The following is a 19221-nucleotide window of genomic DNA, read 5'->3' as shown; positions in this document are numbered from 1 at the left end:
CGCCGATCGCCTCGTGCGTCGTACGGACGCCCCCGAAACTCCCGGTGTCCCGCACGAGACGGACAGACCCCCGTGTCTGGTCGGATCACGTGCGGAACCGACACCGATGTGTATCGCGCACCACCCTCGCCCCGGAATCCGTCCGGTGGCGCAGATCCCGGTGCCAGGCTCTCTGCTGCGGCGACAGCACCCGCACTCCAGCACCGACGTCCACCAGGACCCGGACCGCTGCGCGGATGCGCTCCCGCCCGCGCCGGCCTCGACCGCGCGCCCTTCCGGCCCTCCCGGGCCCGAGAGGTCACCATGACCACCCAGAACTCCAGCACGACCCAGAACACCAGCACGACCCAGAGCGCCGACAGCACCGACGTCCGGTTCGCCGACCTCGGTGTCCCCGCCCCGATGGTCGACGTCCTCGTCGGCCAGGGCAAGGAGAACGCCTTCCCGATCCAGGTCGACACCCTGCCCGACTCGCTCCAGGGCAAGGACGTGCTCGGCCGCGGCCGCACCGGCTCCGGCAAGACGATCGCCTTCGCGATCCCCCTCGCCGCTCGCCTGGCCGCGTCCTCCCGCAACCGTCGCGCCGGTCGCCCCCGCGCCCTGGTGCTCGCCCCGACCCGTGAGCTCGCGACGCAGATCGACGCGACGCTCGCGCCCCTCGCCAAGGCCATGGGCCTGAACACGACGACCATCTTCGGTGGTGTCGGTCAGGGCCGTCAGGTCGAGGCGCTGAACCGCGGCGTCGACATCGTCGTGGCCTGCCCGGGCCGCCTCGCCGACCTCATGCAGCAGGGCCACGTGCACCTGGACGCCATCGAGGTCACCGTCCTCGACGAGGCCGACCACATGGCCGACATGGGCTTCCTGCCCGGCGTCACCAAGATCATGCAGGCCACCCCGGTCAAGGGCCAGCGCCTGCTGTTCTCCGCCACGCTCGACAACGGCGTGGACAAGCTCGTCAAGAAGTTCCTGCACGACCCGGTGATGCACTCGGTCGACGACGAGAACAGCCCCGTCGAGGCGATGACCCACCACCTCTTCGAGGTCGCGGACGCCGACGCCAAGAAGGACCTGGTCAAGGCCCTGGCCTCCGGCACCGGCCGTCGCATCCTCTTCATGCGCACGAAGCACCACGCGAAGCGCCTCGCCAAGCAGCTCTCCAGCCAGGGCATCCCGGCCGTCGACCTGCAGGGCAACCTCTCGCAGGGTGCCCGCGAGCGGAACCTCGCCCGGTTCTCCTCCGGTGACGCCCTGGTGCTCGTCGCGACCGACGTCGCCGCCCGCGGTGTGCACGTCGACGCCGTCGAGCTCGTCGTGCACGTCGACCCGCCCACCGAGCACAAGGCGTACCTGCACCGCTCCGGCCGCACCGCCCGTGCCGGTTCGTCGGGCGACGTCGTCACCGTGACGATGCCGGCCGAGCGTCGCGACGTCGCACAGATGATGCGTGCCGCAGCGATCAAGGTCAGCCCGCAGCACGTCACCGCGACCTCCGCGGCCGTGACCGAGCTCGTCGGCGCGGTGGCCCCGTACCGCGAGGACACCACCCCCGCTCCCCAGCAGCAGCAGCCGTCGCGCCGCCAGTCGTCGGGTGACACCGCCGGCCAGGGCCGTGGCCGCTCGCGTGGTCGTGGCGCCCCCGCCGGTGGCACCGGTGGCCGTTCGGGAGGCTCGTCCTCCGCCGGTCGCTCCGCCGCCGGTTCCGACTCGGCCGGTTCCGGCGCCCGCCGTGGCGGCCGTTCCGAGAGCGCCGGTCGCGACGACCGTCGCGGTGCGCCGCGTCGCGCCGGTTCCGACACCACCCGCGGTGGCTCGGCGTCGGTCTGGTCCTCGGACGGCGGCTACAGCGCCGGCCGTGCGCCGCGTGACGACGCTGCTCCCGCAGGCCGTCGTGGTGGCTCGCGCCGCGCCTCCCGTCCGGCCGGTACCGGCCGCTGACCCTGGTCCTGAACGCTTCCTCCGAAGTCCACGGACGACGGGCGTACGGTTCTGGTCACCGGCGGGTGCGCGAGCAGCCGTCGGGGACTTTTTCCGTTGTCGAGAGGAGCGCACATGGCTGGGATCGAAGACATCAAGAACGCCGCTGAGAAGGCGGCAGGCAAGGCCAAGGAAGCCCTCGGCAACGCCACGGACAACGACCGCCTGAAGGCCGAAGGCCAGACCGACCAGGGCAAGGCCTCGGCCAAGCAGGGCGTCACGGACGTGAAGGACGCGGCCCACGGCGTCGCCGACAGCTTCAAGAACGACAAGTAACCAAGCCGGTCTCGTACCGCGCTGCGAAGCCCCCGGATCCGATCGGATCCGGGGGCTTCGTCGTGTGCCGGGGCCGACGGCCCAGGACGGCGCGACTCAGTGCAGCGCGCCGACCGAGGCCAGGCCCGCGCGGAGGAGCGTGCCGCGGCCGCCCTCCATCTCGTCGGCGACGGCGTCGGACGCCGCCTCCATCGGGCTCATCCACGTGAGCTCGAGGGCGTCCTGGCGCGGTTCGCACGTGCCCGTGACGGGGACGACGTACGCCAGGGAGATCGCGTGCTGCCGCTCGTCGGTGTACACCGAGGCACCGGGCAGCGGGAAGTACTCGGCGACCGTGAACGGGTTCGGGCTCGCCGGCAGCTGCGGGAACGCCATCGGCCCGAGGTCCTTCTCGAGGTGGCGGAACAGCGCGGTGCGGATCGACTCGCCGTACATCACGCGGCCGGAGACGAGCGTGCGGGCGATCGACCCGCTCGACGACACCCGCAGCAGGATCCCGACCTCGGTCACGACGCCGAGGCCGTCGAGCCGCACGGGCACCGCCTCGACGTAGGAGATCGGCAGGTGACGACGGACGGACGCGAGTTCCTCGTCCGACAGCCAGCCGGAGCCGGAGTCGGGATCGGGGTCGGGGGTGCGCAGCGAGGACATGCACCGTTCCTACCAGGCCCGGCGGCGAACTCGGCGACGGACCCGGCCGCAGTGCGCTCCTGGTCCCCCGCACGACCGGGTCCGGGTGCACCGGGTCCGGGTGCACCGGGTGCGGGTGCACCGGGTGCGGGTGAGGAGCGCTCGTGATGTGCGGGTCCTCACGCACCGGCCCGCGCTCTCGCCGGGAGGATCCAGCCCCCGCCAAGAGGGTGAGGCCATGACGACACCACGAACGACAGCACTCCTGCTCGCGCGCGCTGCCGCTGCAGCCGCGGGCGCCGCCCTGCTCGCCGGCTGCTCCGCCGGCCCGGCCTCGGCCGCCCCCACGACGACGGCCGCGGCCGCGTCCACCACCTCCACTGCCACGACCGGGTCCGGCGGTACCGGCAACCGCCTGGACGCCGCGGCCGAGCGGACCGACGCCAGCCTGGTCCGGCGGCTGTTCACCCAGGTCTTCCCGGACCCGTCCAGTGCCGCGGCCGTCCGGGCCGCGCGCAGCATCGTCGCACCGGACGCCGTCACCCACGGCGGGACGGCCGGGCCGGCCGGGGTCCTCGCGGCCTTCCGCGCGGACCACGCACGGATCGCCGGAGCGCACGCGGTCGTGAAGCACATCGCGGCCGACGGGGACCTGGTCGCGGTGCACTGGCAGCTCACCGCCGACGTGCACGACGAACGGCAGGGTGAGGCCGCGGTCGACCTCTTCCGGGTCAGCGGTGGTCGTGTCGTCGAGCACTGGTCACTCGCCCAGCCGGTGGCGACCGGGAAGCCGGCCAGCGGCAACACCAACACGATGTTCAGCGACCTGTACCGGGCCCCGGCCGCGCAGCGTCACCCGTCCGAACGGCAGGAGGAGCGGAACCGCCGCTTCGCCGTCAGCGCCTACGACACCCTGTTCCGCGACCACGACGTGTCGGTGCTCGACCGGGACTTCGACCCGAAGTACCTGCAGCACAACCCGGTCGCACCGAACGGCACGGCCGCGCTGAAGAAGCTGTTCGGCGGCGGCACGTCCTTCCCGGCGCAGGAGTCGGTGGTCTCCCTGTCCGACGGGGACCTGGTGTGGACGTTCTCCCGACCGGTCGGCGCATCGGCGGACAGCCCGTTCCTCGCCGCGGACCTCTTCCGCGTCGACGGCGGGCTGATCCGTGAGCACTGGGACGTGGTCCCGCCCTCGGCCGGCTGACACCGCCGGACCGGCACAGACGGAACGGGAGGCCCGTTGCCAGCTGGCAACGGGCCTCCCGTCCGGTCTGTGGCGCGGTGGCGCGGCGCCGTGACGCCGACCGCTCAGTCGCTGAGGACCTGGAGCAGGTCGCGCCGCAGGCCGTCGATCTTCTCGGTGGCCGCCGTCGTCTGCGCTTCCGTCGCACTCGTGCGGAACACGTGCATGACGCTCGCGAGCTTGCGCAGGGACTCGAACAGCTCGCGCTGCGAGTCCGGCATGCCGGGCGTGGACTCCCACGCGGCGGCGATCTCGTCGGCCTTGGACTCGGCCTCGGCCCGGCCGGCGTCGGTGAGCTCGAAGAGGGTCTTGCGGCCGTCGCCGGTGGACACCACGAGCTCTTCGTCGACGAGCTGCTGGAGCGTCGGGTAGACCGAGCCGGGGCTCGGCTTCCAGGCGCCGCCGGTGCGCTCGGCGATCGTCTTGATGACGGCGTAACCGTTCTGCGGGCCCTCGGCGAGGAGGCCGAGGATCGCCAGACGGACGTCACCGCGGCGGCGGCGCTCGCGGCCGGGGCCGAAGCCCGGACCGAACCCGCCGCCGAAGCCGGCGCCGAAGCCCGGACCGCCGAACCCCGGGCCGCCGAAGCCGGGGCCGCCGAAGCCGGGGCCGAAGCCCCGACCACCGCGGCCACCGCGGCCGTGTTCGTGGTCACCGTGGTCACGGCCGGGGAACCCAGCACCGTGGTGCTGGCGGGCGCTGCCGAAGCGGGGCCCGCGCTGGCCGCGACCGAAGGGGTCGCGGGGGGACGTGGAGCTGTTCTCGTCGTCGATGGGGCGCATGACGACTCCTTTCTCGAAGTTGGTTCGCGACCCGTTCACAACCGGTCGCGATGCAGTAACGATAGATCGGTAGTGTTCTCGTTGTCAAGCACCGGTCGGCCGCGGGCTCCTGTCGGTGGTGAGGAGCAGGATGGGGCGGACCATGACGGACGTCTTCGAGCGCTTCTCCCCTGCCACCGCCGAGTGGTTCCGGGGGGCGTTCCGTGAACCGACGGCCGCGCAGGCCGGCGCCTGGGACGCCATCTCGACCGGACAGCACGCGCTCGTCATCGCCCCGACCGGCTCCGGCAAGACCCTGGCCTCGTTCCTGTGGTCGATCGACCGGCTGATCTCGGCGTCGGACACCCCGCCCGCCAAGCAGCGCACGCGCGTGCTCTACGTCTCGCCGCTCAAGGCCCTCGGTGTCGACGTCGAGCGGAACCTGCGCTCGCCACTCGTCGGGATCACGCAGACGGCCAAGCGACTCGGGCTCGAACCGCCCGACGTCACCGTCGGGGTCCGGAGCGGCGACACCCCGTCGTCCGACCGGCAGAAGCTGCTCCGCCTGCCGCCGGACATCCTCATCACCACGCCCGAGTCGCTGTACCTGATGCTGACGTCGAAGGCGCGCGAGACCCTGGTGAACGTCGACACCGTGATCGTGGACGAGGTGCACGCGGTCGCCTCGTCGAAGCGTGGCGCCCACCTCGCCGTCTCGCTGGAGCGTCTCGACGACCTGCTCGAGAAGCCCGTCCAGCGCATCGGGCTGTCCGCCACCGTGCGCCCGGCGGAAGAGGTCGCACGGTTCCTCGGCGGCCGCGCACCCGTGCAGATCATCGCGCCGCCCGCGCAGAAGACCTTCGACCTGCGCGTCGTCGTGCCGGTCGACGACATGACCGAGCTCGGAGCGCCGCCGGTCGGGGCCGATGCGACCTCCGGGCCGACGAACGGGTCGATCTGGCCACACGTCGAAGAGTCCGTGGTGGACCTCGTCGAGCAGCACCGGTCGACCATCGTCTTCGCCAACTCCCGACGGCTCGCCGAACGCCTGACCGCCCGGCTCAACGAGATCCACGAGGAGCGGGCACTCGCGACGACCCAGGTGGCCGAACCCGTGGGCGCCGGCGTCGGTGCGACGCCGGTCGCGCAGTCCCCGGGGCGGGCGTCCGCGCACGCGCCGGTGGCCCAGCCGAAGCGACCCCCGGCCCAGATCGTCGGCCAGTCCGGGCAGACCGACGGCGGCGGTTCGGACCGGAGCATCCCGGTGCTCGCCCGCGCCCACCACGGTTCGGTGTCCAAGGACCAGCGCGCGATCATCGAGGACGACCTGAAGTCCGGACGGCTGCGCTGCGTGGTCGCCACCAGCTCGCTCGAACTCGGCATCGACATGGGCGAGGTCGACCTCGTCATCCAGGTCGAAGCGCCACCGTCGGTCGCCAGCGGACTGCAGCGCGTCGGGCGAGCCGGACACCAGGTCGGCGAGATCTCGCGCGGCGTCCTGTTCCCGAAGCACCGGGCGGACCTGGTCAACAGCGCCGTGACCGTCGAGCGCATGGTCGCCGGGCAGATCGAGTCGATCTCGGTCCCCGCCAACCCGCTCGACGTCCTCGCGCAGCACACCGTCGCCGCCGGCGCCATCGACACCGTGGACGTCGAGCACTGGTTCGACCTGGTCCGGCGCAGCGCCCCCTTCAGCGGACTCCCGCGCTCCGTCTTCGACGCGACGCTCGACCTGGTCACCGGCCGGTACCCGAGCGACGAGTTCGCCGAGCTGCGGCCGCGCCTGGTCTGGGACCGCGTGCACGGCACCCTGACCGGGCGTCCGGGAGCGCAGCGCCTGGCCGTCACGAGCGGCGGGACGATCCCCGACCGCGGCATGTTCGGCGTGTTCATGGTCGGCGAGCGAGCCTCCCGCGTCGGCGAGCTCGACGAGGAGATGGTCTACGAGTCGCGCGTCGGGGACGTCTTCGCGCTCGGTGCCACCAGCTGGCGGATCGAGGAGATCACCCACGACCGGGTCCTGGTCAGCCCCGCGTTCGGGCAGCCGGGCCGGGTGCCGTTCTGGAAGGGCGACGGACTCGGCCGCCCCGCCGAGCTCGGCCGCGCCACCGGGGCCTTCGTCCGAGAGGTCGAGTCCGCGTCCGACGAGGACGCCCGGGCCCGGGTCGCCGGCGTCGGGCTCGACGAGCGCGCGGTCACGAACCTCATCACCTTCCTGCGTGACCAGCGCGCGGCCACCGGCCACGTGCCGAGCGACACCACGCTCGTCGTCGAGCGCTTCCGCGACGAACTCGGCGACTGGCGGCTGATCCTGCACTCCCCGTACGGCATGACCGTGCACGCGCCGTGGGCCCTCGCGGTCGCGGCCCGGCTGCGGGAACGGCACGGGATCGACGGTGGCGCCATGGCGGCGGACGACGGGATCGTCGTGCGGATCCCGGAGACGGACGCCGAGCCTCCCGGGGCGGAGCTGTTCGTCTTCGAACGCGACGACCTCGAGACCATCGTCACCGACGAGGTCGGCGGGTCCGCGCTGTTCGCCGCACGCTTCCGCGAGTGTGCGGCCCGTGCGCTCCTGCTGCCCCGCCGTGACCCGGGCCGCCGGTCGCCGCTCTGGCAGCAGCGCCAGCGGGCATCGCAGCTGCTCGAGGTCGCGCAGAAGTACCCGACGTTCCCGATCCTGCTCGAGACCGTGCGCGAGGTGCTGCAGGACGTGTACGACGTGCCCGCCCTGCTCGGCATCGCGGACGAGATCGCCCGGCGCCGGATCCGTCTGGTCGAGAGCGAGACCGAACAGCCCTCGCCGTTCGCGCGGACCCTGCTGTTCGGGTACGTCGCGGCGTTCATGTACGAGGGCGACTCCCCGCTCGCCGAACGCCGGGCCGCTGCACTGTCGCTCGACTCGACCCTGCTCAGCGAGCTGCTCGGTCGCGCGGAGCTCCGCGAGCTACTCGACCCGGCCGTCATCGACGGTGTCGAGCGCGACCTGCAACGGCTCTCCCCCGACCGCCGGGCACGGGACGTCGAGGGCATGGTCGACGTGCTCCGGCTCGTCGGCGCGCTCGACCTGGACGAACTGATCGACCGGAGCTGGCTCGCCGAGGCCCCCGACCGCACCGAGGCCGCCGCGGCCCTCCGCACCGCGCTCGGCGGGCTCGAACGCGACCGCCGTGTCCTGGCGTTCTCGCACGCCGGCGCCACCCGCTGGGCCGTGATCGAGGACGCCTCCCGCCTCCGCGACGCCCTCGGGGTACCGCTGCCGATCGGGGTCCCGACGGCGTTCGTCGAGCCGGTCGCGGACCCGCTCGGTGACCTGGTCGGCCGGTACGCCCGCAGCCACGGGCCCTTCGGCGCGCAGGAGGCGGCGTCCCGCCTGGGACTCGGGATCGCGGTCGTGCAGGACACCCTGCGCCGCCTGACCGCCGACCGACGCCTGGTCGAGGGCGAGTTCCGGCCCGACCGCCAGGGTGCCGAGTGGTGCGACGCCGAGGTGCTCCGCCGCATCCGCACGAAGTCGCTCGCGGCACTCCGGCACGAGGTCGAACCGGTCGCCCCTGACGCCCTGGCCCGCTTCCTGCCCGCGTGGCAGCACGTCCGCATCGCCGGCGCCCGCGGTGGGCTGCGCGGGATCGACGGCGTGCTGCAGGTGGTCGACCAGCTGTCCGGGGTGGCCCTGCCCGCCAGCTCGTGGGAGTCGCTCGTGCTGCCCGCCCGCGTCGCCGACTACGCCCCGAGCATGCTCGACGAGCTGACCGCCACCGGCGAGGTCCTCTGGTCCGGCGGCGGCACCCTGCCCGGCAACGACGGCTGGGTCCGACTGCACCTCGCCGACACCGCCGCGACCACCCTGGCGGAGGCCGCGGGCGACGAGACCACCGAGCTGCAGCGGGACGTCCTCGGCGCCCTCGCCGGCGGCGGCGCGTACTTCTTCCGGCAGCTCGGACAGGCCGTCGGCAGCACCGACGACTCCGCGCTGACCACCGCGCTGTGGGACCTGGTCTGGGCCGGGCAGATCACCAACGACACGTTCGCCCCGCTGCGGGCGATGCTCGGCGGCAAGGCCCGGACCTCGAGCGCGCCGCGCACCCGCGCCTACCGCGGCCGCCGGCGCCCGACACTGCCGACCCAGTCCGGGCCGCCGAACGTCGGCGGACGCTGGTCCCTCCTGCCGCTCGCCGAACCCGACGCCACCGTCCGGGCCGCGGCGACCGCGGAACTGCTGCTCGAGCGCTACGGCGTCGTCACCCGCGGGGCTGTGCAGGTCGAGGGCGTCCGCGGCGGGTTCGCGGGGGTGTACCGCGTGCTGGCGAAGTTCGAGGAGTCCGGCCGTGCCCGACGCGGGTACTTCGTCGAGGGGCTCGGCGCCGCGCAGTTCGCGACCGGGCCGACCGTCGACCGCCTCCGTACGTACGCGAAGGACCTGGACGACGAGGAACGCGCCGACCCAGACCGTGCCCGGGAGGCCCTGACGCTGTCCGCCACCGACCCCGCGAACCCCTTCGGTGCGTCGTTGCCCTGGCCGCACGAACCCGCACCGGTCGACCCCGACGACCCGGCCGCTGACCCGGCCGCGGGTGCGGCTGCGCGTCCGGTCGCGGGTCCGACCGCGGGTCCGGTCGCGCAGGCCGGCGCGGGCACCGCCCCCGCGAAGGGCGGTGCCCGCGGCCACCGTCCGGGCCGCAAGGCCGGTGCGCTCGTCGTGCTCGTCGACGGTCGGCTCGCCGTCTACGTCGAGCGCGGCGGCAAGAGCGTCCTGACGTTCACGGAGGACCCGGCCGACCTGGCCGCGGCAGCCACGTCGATCGCCACGACCGTCCGGAGCGGACTCGGCAAGCTGTCCGTCGAACGGGTCGACGGGGTCTTCGTGCTCGAGGCACCCCTCGGCGACGCCCTCCGCACCGCGGGCTTCACCGCCACGCCCCAGGGACTGCGACTCCGTGCCTGAGGAGACCCGTGCCTGAGGGCGACACCGTCTTCCGCGCTGCGGCCCGGTTGCACGCCGCACTCGCAGGCAAGGTCCTGACCCGCAGCGACTTCCGGGTGCCCGCGTTCGCCACGCTCGACCTGGTCGGCCGCACCGTCGACGAGGTCGTCCCGCGCGGCAAGCACCTGCTGCACCGGATCGGCGACCTGACCGTGCACTCGCACCTCAAGATGGAGGGCCGGTGGGACGTCTACGCCCCCGGCGAGCGCTGGCGTCGACCGGCGTTCCAGGCGCGCGTCGTGCTGGACGCCGCCGACGTCTCGACGGTCGGCTTCACCCTCGGTGTCCTGGAGGTCGTGCCGCGCGACCGGGAGTCCGACGTCGTCGGGCACCTCGGCCCCGACCTGCTCGGCCCAGACTGGGACGCCGACGTGGCCCTCGCGAACCTCACCGCGGACCCGGACCGGCCCGTCGGCCTGGCGCTCCTCGACCAGCGGGTGATGGCGGGCCTCGGCAACGTCTACCGGAACGAACTCTGCTTCCTGCGCGGCGTGCTGCCCACCCGGCCGGTGCGCGACGTGCGGGACCCGGCGCGGATGGTGACCATGGCCTCCCGGCTGATCGTCGCGAACCGCGACCGGAGCAACCGGGTGACCACGGGCGTCGACCGGCCGGGGCAGCGCTTCTGGGTCTACAACCGGGCCGGCAAGCCCTGCCTGCGCTGCGGGACGCGGGTGCGGTCCGGCGACCTGGGCGAGTCGGAGCTCACGCTGCGGGACACCTACTGGTGCCCGCGCTGCCAGACCTGACCAGCCCGCAGCCAGCCCGGCCAGGCGAACCAGCGTCAGTGGTCGACGGTCTCCACGGTGCAGCTCTGGACCTGCTTCGCCGCGTCCGAGGTCTCCGAGAACTCCGACGGCGCGGCGGTCGCCGTGCTCTCGTCGGCGACGACGTCCTCGGCGACCTTGTTCACCGGGAACACCCGGCCGTCGAAGTCCTCGGCGGTCGGGTCGTCCTGGGTGCCGAAGACCGCGACCTCGTCGTCGTTCGGGTCGTCGCTCTGGCTCGGGGCCACGGAGACGCCGAGGTACCAGCCGGCCTCGCCCTTCGTGACGCTCGCGACGTCGGTGCCGTCGTGCGGTCCGACGGCCTTGTCGACCGCGTCGACGGCGGCACTCGAGGCGACCTGGCAGGGCGAGCTGTTGCGCTGCCCGGGGTCGGTGCGGGTGGCGGACTCCTCGGAACCCGGGACCTTCGCCACCGGGTTGCCGTTCTGGGCGCCGGCGTTCGCGCAACCGCCGAGCAGCATGGCGATGGTGGCGAAGCCGACGAGGGCGGCGGTGGTCGTGGTGCGCGTGCTCATGGTCGGGACGGTAGGCGGACGTCGGTGTGCCGGGGTCCAGGAGTGCGTCCTGTGGCTCCGGCAGGCGTGCTGGGGTGCGGTGCTCGGCCCCGGGGGTCAGGCCTGGTCGGGGGGCGGGCCTGGTCCGGGGGTCGGGCCTGGTCCGGGGGTGGGGCCTGGTCCGGTGGTCGGGCCAGAGCGTCGGGTTCCGCGGCGCCGTCCGACCCGTCACGCCGGCGGGTGCAGCCGCTCCGCCGCTACCGTGCGCACCGCATCGGTCACGCGTTCGAGCAGCGGCGACGCCAGGTTCCACCGCTGCCACCACAGCGCCACGTCCGCCCGGCGCCCGGGCGTGAGTTCGACGAGGTCACCCCGCTCGAGCGCCCCGAGGCACTGCGCTTCGGGCAGCAGCCCCCACCCGAAGCCGAGCTGCACCGCCCGGGCGAAGTCCGCCGAGTTCGGGACGAAGTGCCGCGGACCCCGGGGAGCGTGCCCGAGCACCCGCCGGAGGAACCCCTGCTGCAGGTCGTCGTCGCGGTCGTAGTCCACGAGCGGCACCCGGTCGAGACGGGTCGTCATCCGGCGCTCGGTGTCCGCGCCGTCGAGGTACCGGCGCACGAACGAGGGGGCGGCGACGGCCCGGTAGCGGTCGACACCGAGCGGGACGGACGAGCAGCCCTGCACCGGATCCGCCTCGGCCGTGACCGCCGCCATCACCGTCCCGGCCCGCAGCAGTTCGGCGGTGCGGTCCTGGTCCTCGCGGTGCAGGTCGAACACCACCTCGGTGTCGGTCCGGACGAGCGCGAGGGCGTCGAGGAACCACGTCGCCAGCGAGTCGGCGTTCACCGCGAGCGGGATCGACGGGGTCCGACCCGGGACGTCCGCACCGGGCACGTCGAGCGCCCGCGAGGTCTCCTCGTCGAGCAGCCGCACCTGCCGTGCGTGCCGGAGGACGACCTCGCCGTCCGCCGTGGGCACGATCGGGGTGGTCCGCTGCAGGAGCACCCGGCCGACGAGCTGCTCCATCGACTTGACCCGCTGCGACACCGCCGAGGGCGTGATCGACAGCGCACGAGCGGCGGCGTCGAACGTCCCCGCGTCGACGGCGGCGAGCAGGGTCTCGAGGTGGTCACGCTGGAACCGAACCATCAGTCCAGCTTACGGTGCACCAGGAACATGAGCTGGCCTGCGCCTGACCAGACCCGTACGGTTCCCCTGTGACCGCACCGCTCGACGCTCTGCTCCCCGTCCTGCTCCCCGCCCTGTCCGGCCTCGGCACCGGGCTCGCCCTCATCGTCGCGATCGGGGTCCAGAACACCTACCTGCTGCGGCTCGCGGTCAGCGCGCGCCTCGGTGTGGTCGCCGTCGCGGTGGCGGTCTGCGCACTCTCCGACGCGGCACTCATCATCGCGGGCGTGCTCGGCGTCGGGGTCGTCGTCGAACGGGTACCGGCAGCACTGCTGGTCATCCGGTTCGTCGGCGCGGCGTTCCTGCTCACCTACGGGGTGCTCGCGGCCCGGCGGGCGCTGCGGCCCTCGGGCGAGGCGATCCGTCTCGACGAGCGGGCCGCCGAGGACGGGGTGCCCGTCCCGACCGGTGCGGGCCATGGAGGTGACGGTCTGGAGGCTGCACCCGCGTTGCGGGGTGGGGCGGTGCCTCCCGGCCGGGCCGGTCTGGGCGACCGGCGTGTGGGAGGGGACCCGGCGGGCCCGACGATGCGCGCCGCGGTCCTGACCATGCTCGTCTTCACGTGGGCGAACCCGCACGTGTACCTGGACACGCTGGTGTTCCTCGGGTCGGTCGCGAACCAGCAGGGGGTCGACGATCGGTGGTGGTGGACCGTGGGGGCGGTGGCGGCGAGCTGCCTGTGGTTCGGTGCGCTCGGCTTCGGCGGTCGGCTGCTGCGCCCGCTGTTCGCGAAGCCGCTGACGTGGCGGGTGTTCGACGCGCTGGTCGCCGTCGTGATGCTCGCCTTCGGCGTGACGCTGCTCCTCGGCGCCTGACGGGCGGCGGGCGGCCCCGGCGGCCCGGCGGCCCGCGCCCCGACGGCCCGCGCCCCGGCGGCCCGGCGGCCCGGCGCTGCCCGCCGCTCGCCTGGCGTCGTCGGGCGCCGCCCAACAGAAGACGGCTCGCGCCACGGGATGCCATGGCGCGGGCCGTCTTCTGTGGTGCGGATCCGAACGGCACCGGGTGGCGCGCCGGCGGGCGCTGGTCGGCGGAGGGGCTACTCGCGCATCGCCTTGCCGACGCGGCTGTTGCGGCGGCTGTAGCCGAAGTAGATCGCGAAGCCGATGACGAGCCAGACGACGAAGCGGATCCAGGTCTCGACCTCCAGGTTGAGCATCAACCAGAAGCAGAGCACCGCGGACAGGATCGGGACGACGGGCGACCACGGCACGCGGAAGGACCGGGGTGCGTCGGGGCGCGACCGCCGGAGCACGATGATGCCGATCGAGACCAGCACGAAGGCGGACAGCGTGCCGATGTTGATCATGCCCTCGAGCTTGTCGACCGCGGTGAACCCGGCGAGGAAGGCGACGACGATGCCCGCGACGACCTGCACGCGGACCGGGGTCTGCGTCTTCGGGTTCGTGACCGAGAACCAGCGGGGCAGGAGGCCGTCACGGCTCATCGAGAACACGATGCGGGACAGGCCGAGCAGCAGCACCATGACGACGGTGGTGAGGCCGATCAGGGAGCCGATCGCGATGATGCCGGCGGCCCACGGCAGCCCGACGATGTCGAACGCGGACGCCAGCGAGGGCGCCTTCTCCTGGGCGAGCTGCTTGTACGAGACCATGCCGGTGATCACGATGCTGACACCCACGTAGAGCAGCGTGACGATGCCGAGCCCGATGAAGATGCCGCGGGGCAGGGTCTTCTGCGGGTTCTCGGTCTCCTCGGCACTCGTGGCGACGACGTCGAAGCCGATGAACGCGAAGAACACGAGCGACGCCGCGGCCAGCAGCCCGAAGACGCCGTACTGCGCCGGTGCCGCACCGGTGATCCAGGACACGAGCGACTGCGTCAGGACGCTGCCCTCGGCGCCCTTGGTCGGCTCGGCGGCGGGGATGAACGGCGTGAAGTTCGCTGCCTTGACGAAGAAGGCGCCGACCACGATGACGAAGAGGACGATCGCGACCTTGATCACGGTGATGACGGCGGAGACGCGGCTGGACAGGCGGGTGCCGAACGCCAGCAGCGCGGTGAACAGGCCGACGATGAGGACCGGACCCCACGTGAAGCCGATCGGTCCGATCGCGATGGTGCTCGGCAGCGTGACGCCGAACACGTCGAACGCGGTGCTGAGGTAGATCCCCCAGTACTTCGCGATCACGGCGCTGGCGGTCAGGGTCTCGAGGATCAGGTCCCAGCCGACGATCCACGCGAGCAGCTCGCCCATCGTGGCGTACGTGAACGTGTAGGCGGAGCCCGCGACCGGGATGGTCGAGGCGAACTCGGCGTAGCACATGATCGCCAGACCGCACGTGACGGCGGCGAGCAGGAACGACACGATCACGCCGGGGCCGGCGAAGTTCGCGGCGGCGTTCGCGCCGACCGAGAAGATGCCGGCGCCGACCGCGACGGCGATCCCCATCGCGGCGATGTCGAACGTCTTCAGGGAGCGCTTGAGCGAGCGCCCCTTCTCGTCGGCGTCGGCGAGCGACGCCTCGATGGACTTGGTGCGGAGGGCCATGGACGATCCCGTCATCGGAGCAGGCGGACCCCGGAAGGGTAGTGGTATACCGCACGACGGTGCAACCGGGAGGTCGCGTGCCGCTGGTCGGGCCGGCTGCGGACCCCGGTCAGACCGGTTGCGGGCCCTGGTCAGACCGCCGAGTCGGAGCGCCCCTCGCGCCAGGCACGGAGGAACCGGGCTCCGGCCTCGTCGTGGATGACCCCGTCGGGCGCGGTGAGCACGGGGTACGGCGTCTCGGGCACCCCGTCGGCCGGTCGGACGTCGACGTGGGCGACCCGGTGGCCGTTGGCGTGCAGCCAGTCGGCCATCGCGTAGTCGCTGCGGGAGTCGCCGACCGTGCGCCACTCGAGGGGCAGGTCGCCGTCCTCGGCCAGCAGTTCGAGGGCCCGCTCGGCACCGAGGTCCTTGCCGCTGCGGTCGGACTCGACGTCGGTCGAGATGATCGTCGGGTCGACCCGCCATGCCACCGCGCCGTGCTCGTCCGGACGCACGTCGTCGAGGCGGCGGACGCCGAGCCCCCGGCGTTCGAGTGCGGCCATCGCCTGCGCGTCGAACGCGGGCTGCCGGGCCAGGTACGCCGCGCTGTCGACGTCCACCAGCTGCTCGATCGACACCATCGCGTGCTTCGTCTCGTCGAAGAACACCAGGTCGGCGTACTGCTGTCGGACGAGCTCGCGCATCTCGTCGGCGAAGTCCCGCGGCAGCGCCAGGTCCTCGGCGACGGTCAGGTCGCCCATGCCGTCGGGGAACTGCGGGCCGATCGAGCACCAGACGGCGCCCTTCTCACAGACCGCGTGCACCCGGCCGCCGGCCGCGAGGCCCCCGGCGAGGAGCGGGCCGACGACCTGCTCGCGGATGAAGGCGTCGCTGCGTCCGGTGTTGAACACGACGGGGATGCCCTCGGCCGCCAGGGCGACCAGGTCCTCGACGATGCTCGGGATCGCGATGGTCCGCGAGAGCGGGCTGGCGATCGGGCCGTCGACGTCGAGCAGGAGTCCGAGGCGGGGTGCGTTCACCCGTCCATCCTGGCGCAGGTCAGCGGGTGCGGCGACGGGGCCGTGCGCGGTTCAGTGCGCGTCGGGGCTGGGTTGGGGCTGGAGGAAGCCGTCGACCGTGCTCCGCAGCACCGCCGGGTCCGGCACGTGGCCCTGCCCCTCGAGCACCACGGAGGTCGACCCGGGCACGGTCTCGACCACCGCGCGGGCGGCCGCCCGGGTCCAGGTCGGGCCGGTGGTGCCGGCGGCGACGAGCACGGGGATGCCCACGGCGGCGAGTGCCCGCTCCGGCACGACGAGTCCGCTGAGGACCCGGACGTCACGGCCGAGGACCCCGGCGTCGGCGAGCAGCGCCTTCCACAGCTTCGGCTTGAGGGGCACGGCGGAGACCTGCAGCATCGGGATGCCGAGCACCCGGGTGAGGTAGGCGCGGACCGCGGCGGCTCGACGGCCGCCGGCGATCATCTCGTCCAGCCGGTCGGCGAAGAGCACGTCGTCGGCGTGCGCGTCGACGCTCGCACGGTACGGCGGTTCGTAGAGGACGGCACGGCCGACCGGCAGCCCGGTGGCGACCGCGTGCAGGACGACCGCGGCGCCGACGCAGATGCCGAGCAGGTCGACGGGTCCGCCGACGTCGGCGACGACGGCGGCCAGGTCCTCGACCTCCCGCGTGACCGACCACGGCCGGGTGTCACCGCTCTCCCCGCGTCCACGGCGGTCGTAGGTGACGACCCGGTAGCGGTCGGAGAAGGCGGCGACGATCCCGTCGACGAACGGGGTGCCCCGGTGGTCGAAGGCTCCGCCCACGAGGACGAGCGCCGGGCCGTCGCCGCTCGACGAGACCGCGATCCGCGTGCCGTCCGCAGACAGCACCGATCGGTCGGCGGTGGTCGTCATGGCGTCCTCGTTCGGTCCTGACGGCGGGTGGCGCGCTCCGGTCGTCCGGCACCGGTGGGTGCCACACGCATCGCGGTCGACGCTGATCTCGGTCCACGGTGTTCCGTGGACCACGCCGTCGTCGTGAGTCTGACAGGCCCCGGGCTCGGCGTCACCACCCACGTCCTGGGGGAGCGCTTGATGCTCCCTGTGAACACGTGCCCTGTCCGAGGGGCGCTCAGACGAGGGCGTCGGCGGTCACGGACTCCCGCTCGAGCAGGGACCGCTTGACGTCGAGTCCCCAGGCGAAACCGCCCAGGGAACCGTCGGAGCGCAGGACCCGGTGGCAGGGGACGAACAGGGCGGGGGCGTTCCGGGCGCAGACGCTGGCGGCAGCGCGGACGGCGTCCGGGCGACCCATGGCGCTGGCGAACGCCGTGTACGTCAGCGTCGACCCCGCGGGGATGTCCCGGAGCCGCCGCCAGCCCTCGGCGAAGAGCTCGGTGCCGATCTGGTGGACGGGCACCTGCACGGCGTGCTCGGGCTCCCCCGCGTAGTAGGCGTCCACCGCGTCGGCTGCGCGGACCTGCCCGTCGAGGACCCGGGTCGGCCGGTGCCGTTCGGCCAGGCGCGCGAGGATCCGGTCGGGGTCGGCGGTCCACCCCGAGGCGAGGACCCGCCCGCGGTCGTCCTCGAGCACGGTGAAGGGCCCGTCGGGGGTGGAGAGGGTGGAGAGGACGGCGTCGGTCATCGGGGTTCCTTCCCGGGGTTCGTGGAGGTCGCTGCGGTCCGGTCCATCGCGCGATCGATGATCGGCCGCCAGCAGTGCATCGTGAGGTAGCTCCGCCAGGGGGCCACCCGTTCCGACCATAGGGAGAGCTCCCGCGCCGAACCGGGCAGCCCGAGTTCCTGTGCACCGTTCCGCACGGCGAGGTCGCTGTGCAGGAAGAGATCGGGGTGGTGCCGGACCCGGAGTGCGGTGTAGTCCGCCGTCCACGGGCCGATGCCCTTCACGGCGAGCAGGCCGGAGCGGAGTTCGTCGAGCGACTGACCGCTGTGGACGACCAGGCTGCCGTCGGCGAGCGCCGCCGCGACGCGCATGATCGTGTCGACGCGGGCTGCGGGGCCGCGGAGGACCTCCCGCCCGCGCTCGGCGATCACCGCGGCACGGGGGAACAGCCGCACGAGTGCCTCGTCGACATCGGGGGGACCGGGGACGAGCCCGGCCGCCACCGGCAGGCCCAGTGCCGCCACGAGCCGTGTCTGCGCCGTCCGGGCCGCCGCGACGGACACCTGCTGTCCGATGAGGGTCCGGAACACCACCTCGTGCGGGTCCACCGCCCCCGGCAGGCGCATGCCGGGCACGCGTGCGACGACCGGTGCGAGCTCGGGCACCGCCGCCAGGGCAGCGTCCACCGCCACCGGGTCGGCGTCGAGGTCGAACAACGACCGGACCCGGGCCACGAGCGTGGGCAGGTCCGACAGGTCGGTGAGCCGGACGAGCAGGTCCAGCCCGGTCCGCACCCGCCCGGCCCGAGCGCCGGAGCCGCCGGTGCCGGAACCAGCCCCGTCGGCGTCCGCAGCCGTCGCGCGGAACCAGCCCGGGCCTCCCGGCAGGTCCAGCACCCGCCCGTACGACGCGACCCGCCCAGCCGCGTCGAAGCCGACCTGCTCCGTGCCGGCGAGCGCGTGCAGCGCGTGCCACTCGAGCAGCCCCTGCACGTCGAACGGCGGCCGTGCCGGCAGGTGTACGCGGAGCGCACCGTCGCCGCCCGGCGCGACCCGCCGTCGGGCTCGCAGCTCGCTGGGGGTGAGCGCGAAGACCTCGCGGACGGTGTCGTTGAACTGGCGGATGCTCGTGAACCCGGCGGCGAAGGCGACGTCCGCGATCGGCAGGTCGGACGAGGTGAGCAGGGTCCGCGCGGTCTGCGCCCGGTGCGCACGGCTGAGCGCCTTCGGCCCCGCACCCAGCTCGTCCGTCATGATCCGGTTCAGCTGCCGTTCCGAGTAGCCGACGCGACCGGCGAGGCCGGGGACGCCCTCCCGTTCGACGACGCCGTCGAGGACCAGGCGCATCGCACGGGCGGCGACGTCCTCGCGGAGGTCCCACTCCGGGCTGCCGGGCGTGGCCTCGGGCAGGCAGCGGCGGCATGCGCGGAAGCCGGCGAGGTGCGCGGCGGCGCTCGTCCGGTAGAAGGTGACGCCCGTCGAGCGCGGTGTGCGGGCGGGGCAGCTCGGGCGGCAGTAGATACCGGTGGAGTGCACGGCGGTGACGAACTGGCCGTCGAACCGGGCGTCCCGCGAGGCCGCGATCCGGTACCGCTCGTCGTGCAGCGGATCGGGCAGCGGATCGGACAGCGCGTCGGGCGGCGCGGCGGCTCCGGTGGTCGTCATGCGGTCAGCCTGGCACGGGCCCACGACACCGGACTGGCGGGAATCGGACGTCGCAGCACCGCGCGTGGACGGGACGGCCGGGAGGCACGGCTACCGTCGA

At 73.6% G+C, this 19221-nt stretch carries 15 protein-coding genes; 6 read left to right on the top strand and 9 right to left on the bottom strand.

Features of this window, described 5'->3' with window-relative positions:
• Positions 1-303 precede the first annotated feature (303 nt).
• Together JOD51_RS01215 and JOD51_RS01210 are read left to right on the top strand one after the other, a co-directional pair.
• Positions 304-1938 carry a DEAD/DEAH box helicase gene (locus JOD51_RS01215; protein ID WP_204606695.1) on the top strand — a complete coding sequence of 545 codons (1635 nt, stop codon included), beginning with the start codon at positions 304-306 and terminating at the stop codon, positions 1936-1938.
• Between the two features lie 114 nt (positions 1939-2052).
• Positions 2053-2253, top strand: coding sequence for a CsbD family protein (locus tag JOD51_RS01210; RefSeq protein WP_111073976.1), 201 nt, complete (start codon positions 2053-2055; stop codon positions 2251-2253).
• Positions 2254-2349: 96 nt separating this feature from the next.
• Here the strand turns inward: JOD51_RS01210 and JOD51_RS01205 are convergent, their stop codons facing one another.
• Positions 2350-2904, bottom strand: a complete 555-nt coding sequence (locus JOD51_RS01205) for an NUDIX hydrolase family protein (protein WP_204606694.1) — start codon at positions 2902-2904, stop codon at positions 2350-2352.
• Between the two features lie 217 nt (positions 2905-3121).
• Between JOD51_RS01205 and JOD51_RS01200 the strand changes: the two genes are divergently transcribed.
• Positions 3122-4090, top strand: coding sequence for a nuclear transport factor 2 family protein (locus tag JOD51_RS01200; protein WP_204606693.1), 969 nt, complete (start codon positions 3122-3124; stop codon positions 4088-4090).
• Between the two features lie 104 nt (positions 4091-4194).
• On the opposite strand, the gene JOD51_RS01195 is transcribed toward JOD51_RS01200, so the two are convergent.
• Entirely contained in the window at positions 4195-4911 is a 717-nt protein-coding gene (locus tag JOD51_RS01195; RefSeq protein WP_204606692.1) for a PadR family transcriptional regulator, read from the bottom strand.
• Positions 4912-5053: 142 nt separating this feature from the next.
• Here JOD51_RS01195 and JOD51_RS01190 point away from each other — a divergent pair, with 142 nt between their 5' ends.
• Together JOD51_RS01190 and JOD51_RS01185 are read left to right on the top strand one after the other, a co-directional pair.
• Positions 5054-9835, top strand: coding sequence for an ATP-dependent helicase (locus JOD51_RS01190; RefSeq protein WP_204606691.1), 4782 nt, complete (start codon positions 5054-5056; stop codon positions 9833-9835).
• A gap of 8 nt (positions 9836-9843) precedes the next feature.
• Positions 9844-10623, top strand: coding sequence for a DNA-formamidopyrimidine glycosylase family protein (locus JOD51_RS01185; RefSeq protein WP_204606690.1), 780 nt, complete (start codon positions 9844-9846; stop codon positions 10621-10623).
• A gap of 35 nt (positions 10624-10658) precedes the next feature.
• Here the strand turns inward: JOD51_RS01185 and JOD51_RS01180 are convergent, their stop codons facing one another.
• Both JOD51_RS01180 and JOD51_RS01175 read right to left on the bottom strand, forming a co-directional pair.
• On the bottom strand, positions 10659-11177 hold the full coding sequence (locus JOD51_RS01180) for a hypothetical protein (RefSeq protein ID WP_204606689.1): 519 nt from the start codon (positions 11175-11177) through the stop codon (positions 10659-10661).
• Positions 11178-11384: 207 nt separating this feature from the next.
• Positions 11385-12305: a LysR family transcriptional regulator ArgP gene (locus tag JOD51_RS01175; RefSeq protein ID WP_204606688.1), complete on the bottom strand. Its 921-nt coding sequence runs from the start codon at positions 12303-12305 to the stop codon at positions 11385-11387.
• Positions 12306-12373: 68 nt separating this feature from the next.
• On the opposite strand from JOD51_RS01175, the gene JOD51_RS01170 reads away from it, so the two are divergent.
• On the top strand, positions 12374-13159 hold the full coding sequence (locus JOD51_RS01170; RefSeq protein WP_259558095.1) for a LysE/ArgO family amino acid transporter: 786 nt from the start codon (positions 12374-12376) through the stop codon (positions 13157-13159).
• A 221-nt stretch (positions 13160-13380) separates the two neighbouring features.
• Here the strand turns inward: JOD51_RS01170 and JOD51_RS01165 are convergent, their stop codons facing one another.
• The 5 genes from JOD51_RS01165 to JOD51_RS01145 all read right to left on the bottom strand — a co-directional run bounded on the left by JOD51_RS01165 (position 13381) and on the right by JOD51_RS01145 (position 19121).
• Positions 13381-14853, bottom strand: coding sequence for an APC family permease (locus JOD51_RS01165; protein ID WP_204606687.1), 1473 nt, complete (start codon positions 14851-14853; stop codon positions 13381-13383).
• 131 nt (positions 14854-14984) lie between these two features.
• Complete coding sequence (locus JOD51_RS01160) at positions 14985-15872, bottom strand: HAD family hydrolase (protein ID WP_204606686.1); 888 nt, start codon at positions 15870-15872, stop codon at positions 14985-14987.
• 51 nt (positions 15873-15923) lie between these two features.
• Entirely contained in the window at positions 15924-16748 is an 825-nt protein-coding gene (locus JOD51_RS01155) for an alpha/beta fold hydrolase (protein WP_204606685.1), read from the bottom strand.
• 217 nt (positions 16749-16965) lie between these two features.
• Positions 16966-17478 carry a methylated-DNA--[protein]-cysteine S-methyltransferase gene (locus JOD51_RS01150; protein ID WP_204606684.1) on the bottom strand — a complete coding sequence of 171 codons (513 nt, stop codon included), beginning with the start codon at positions 17476-17478 and terminating at the stop codon, positions 16966-16968.
• On the bottom strand, positions 17475-19121 hold the full coding sequence (locus JOD51_RS01145) for a DNA-3-methyladenine glycosylase 2 family protein (RefSeq protein ID WP_275578851.1): 1647 nt from the start codon (positions 19119-19121) through the stop codon (positions 17475-17477). Before JOD51_RS01145 ends, JOD51_RS01150 begins: the two co-directional genes overlap by 4 nt.
• Positions 19122-19221: the final 100 nt, after the last annotated feature.

Origin of the sequence: Curtobacterium herbarum (genome assembly GCF_016907335.1) — a bacterium.
Lineage (GTDB): Bacteria > Actinomycetota > Actinomycetes > Actinomycetales > Microbacteriaceae > Curtobacterium > Curtobacterium herbarum.
Note: the sequence above shows the minus strand (reverse complement) of the source record. Positions and strands in the feature narration are given on the sequence as shown.

Coding starts and splice junctions, on each gene's coding strand:
- JOD51_RS01215 (WP_204606695.1), top strand. CDS start 304: ATGACCACCCAGAACTCCAGCACGACCCAGAACACCAGCACGACCCAG.
- JOD51_RS01210 (WP_111073976.1), top strand. CDS start 2,053: ATGGCTGGGATCGAAGACATCAAGAACGCCGCTGAGAAGGCGGCAGGC.
- JOD51_RS01205 (WP_204606694.1), bottom strand. CDS start 2,904: ATGTCCTCGCTGCGCACCCCCGACCCCGATCCCGACTCCGGCTCCGGC.
- JOD51_RS01200 (WP_204606693.1), top strand. CDS start 3,122: ATGACGACACCACGAACGACAGCACTCCTGCTCGCGCGCGCTGCCGCT.
- JOD51_RS01195 (WP_204606692.1), bottom strand. CDS start 4,911: ATGCGCCCCATCGACGACGAGAACAGCTCCACGTCCCCCCGCGACCCC.
- JOD51_RS01190 (WP_204606691.1), top strand. CDS start 5,054: ATGACGGACGTCTTCGAGCGCTTCTCCCCTGCCACCGCCGAGTGGTTC.
- JOD51_RS01180 (WP_204606689.1), bottom strand. CDS start 11,177: ATGAGCACGCGCACCACGACCACCGCCGCCCTCGTCGGCTTCGCCACC.
- JOD51_RS01175 (WP_204606688.1), bottom strand. CDS start 12,305: ATGGTTCGGTTCCAGCGTGACCACCTCGAGACCCTGCTCGCCGCCGTC.
- JOD51_RS01165 (WP_204606687.1), bottom strand. CDS start 14,853: ATGGCCCTCCGCACCAAGTCCATCGAGGCGTCGCTCGCCGACGCCGAC.
- JOD51_RS01155 (WP_204606685.1), bottom strand. CDS start 16,748: ATGACGACCACCGCCGACCGATCGGTGCTGTCTGCGGACGGCACGCGG.
- JOD51_RS01150 (WP_204606684.1), bottom strand. CDS start 17,478: ATGACCGACGCCGTCCTCTCCACCCTCTCCACCCCCGACGGGCCCTTC.
- JOD51_RS01145 (WP_275578851.1), bottom strand. CDS start 19,121: ATGACGACCACCGGAGCCGCCGCGCCGCCCGACGCGCTGTCCGATCCG.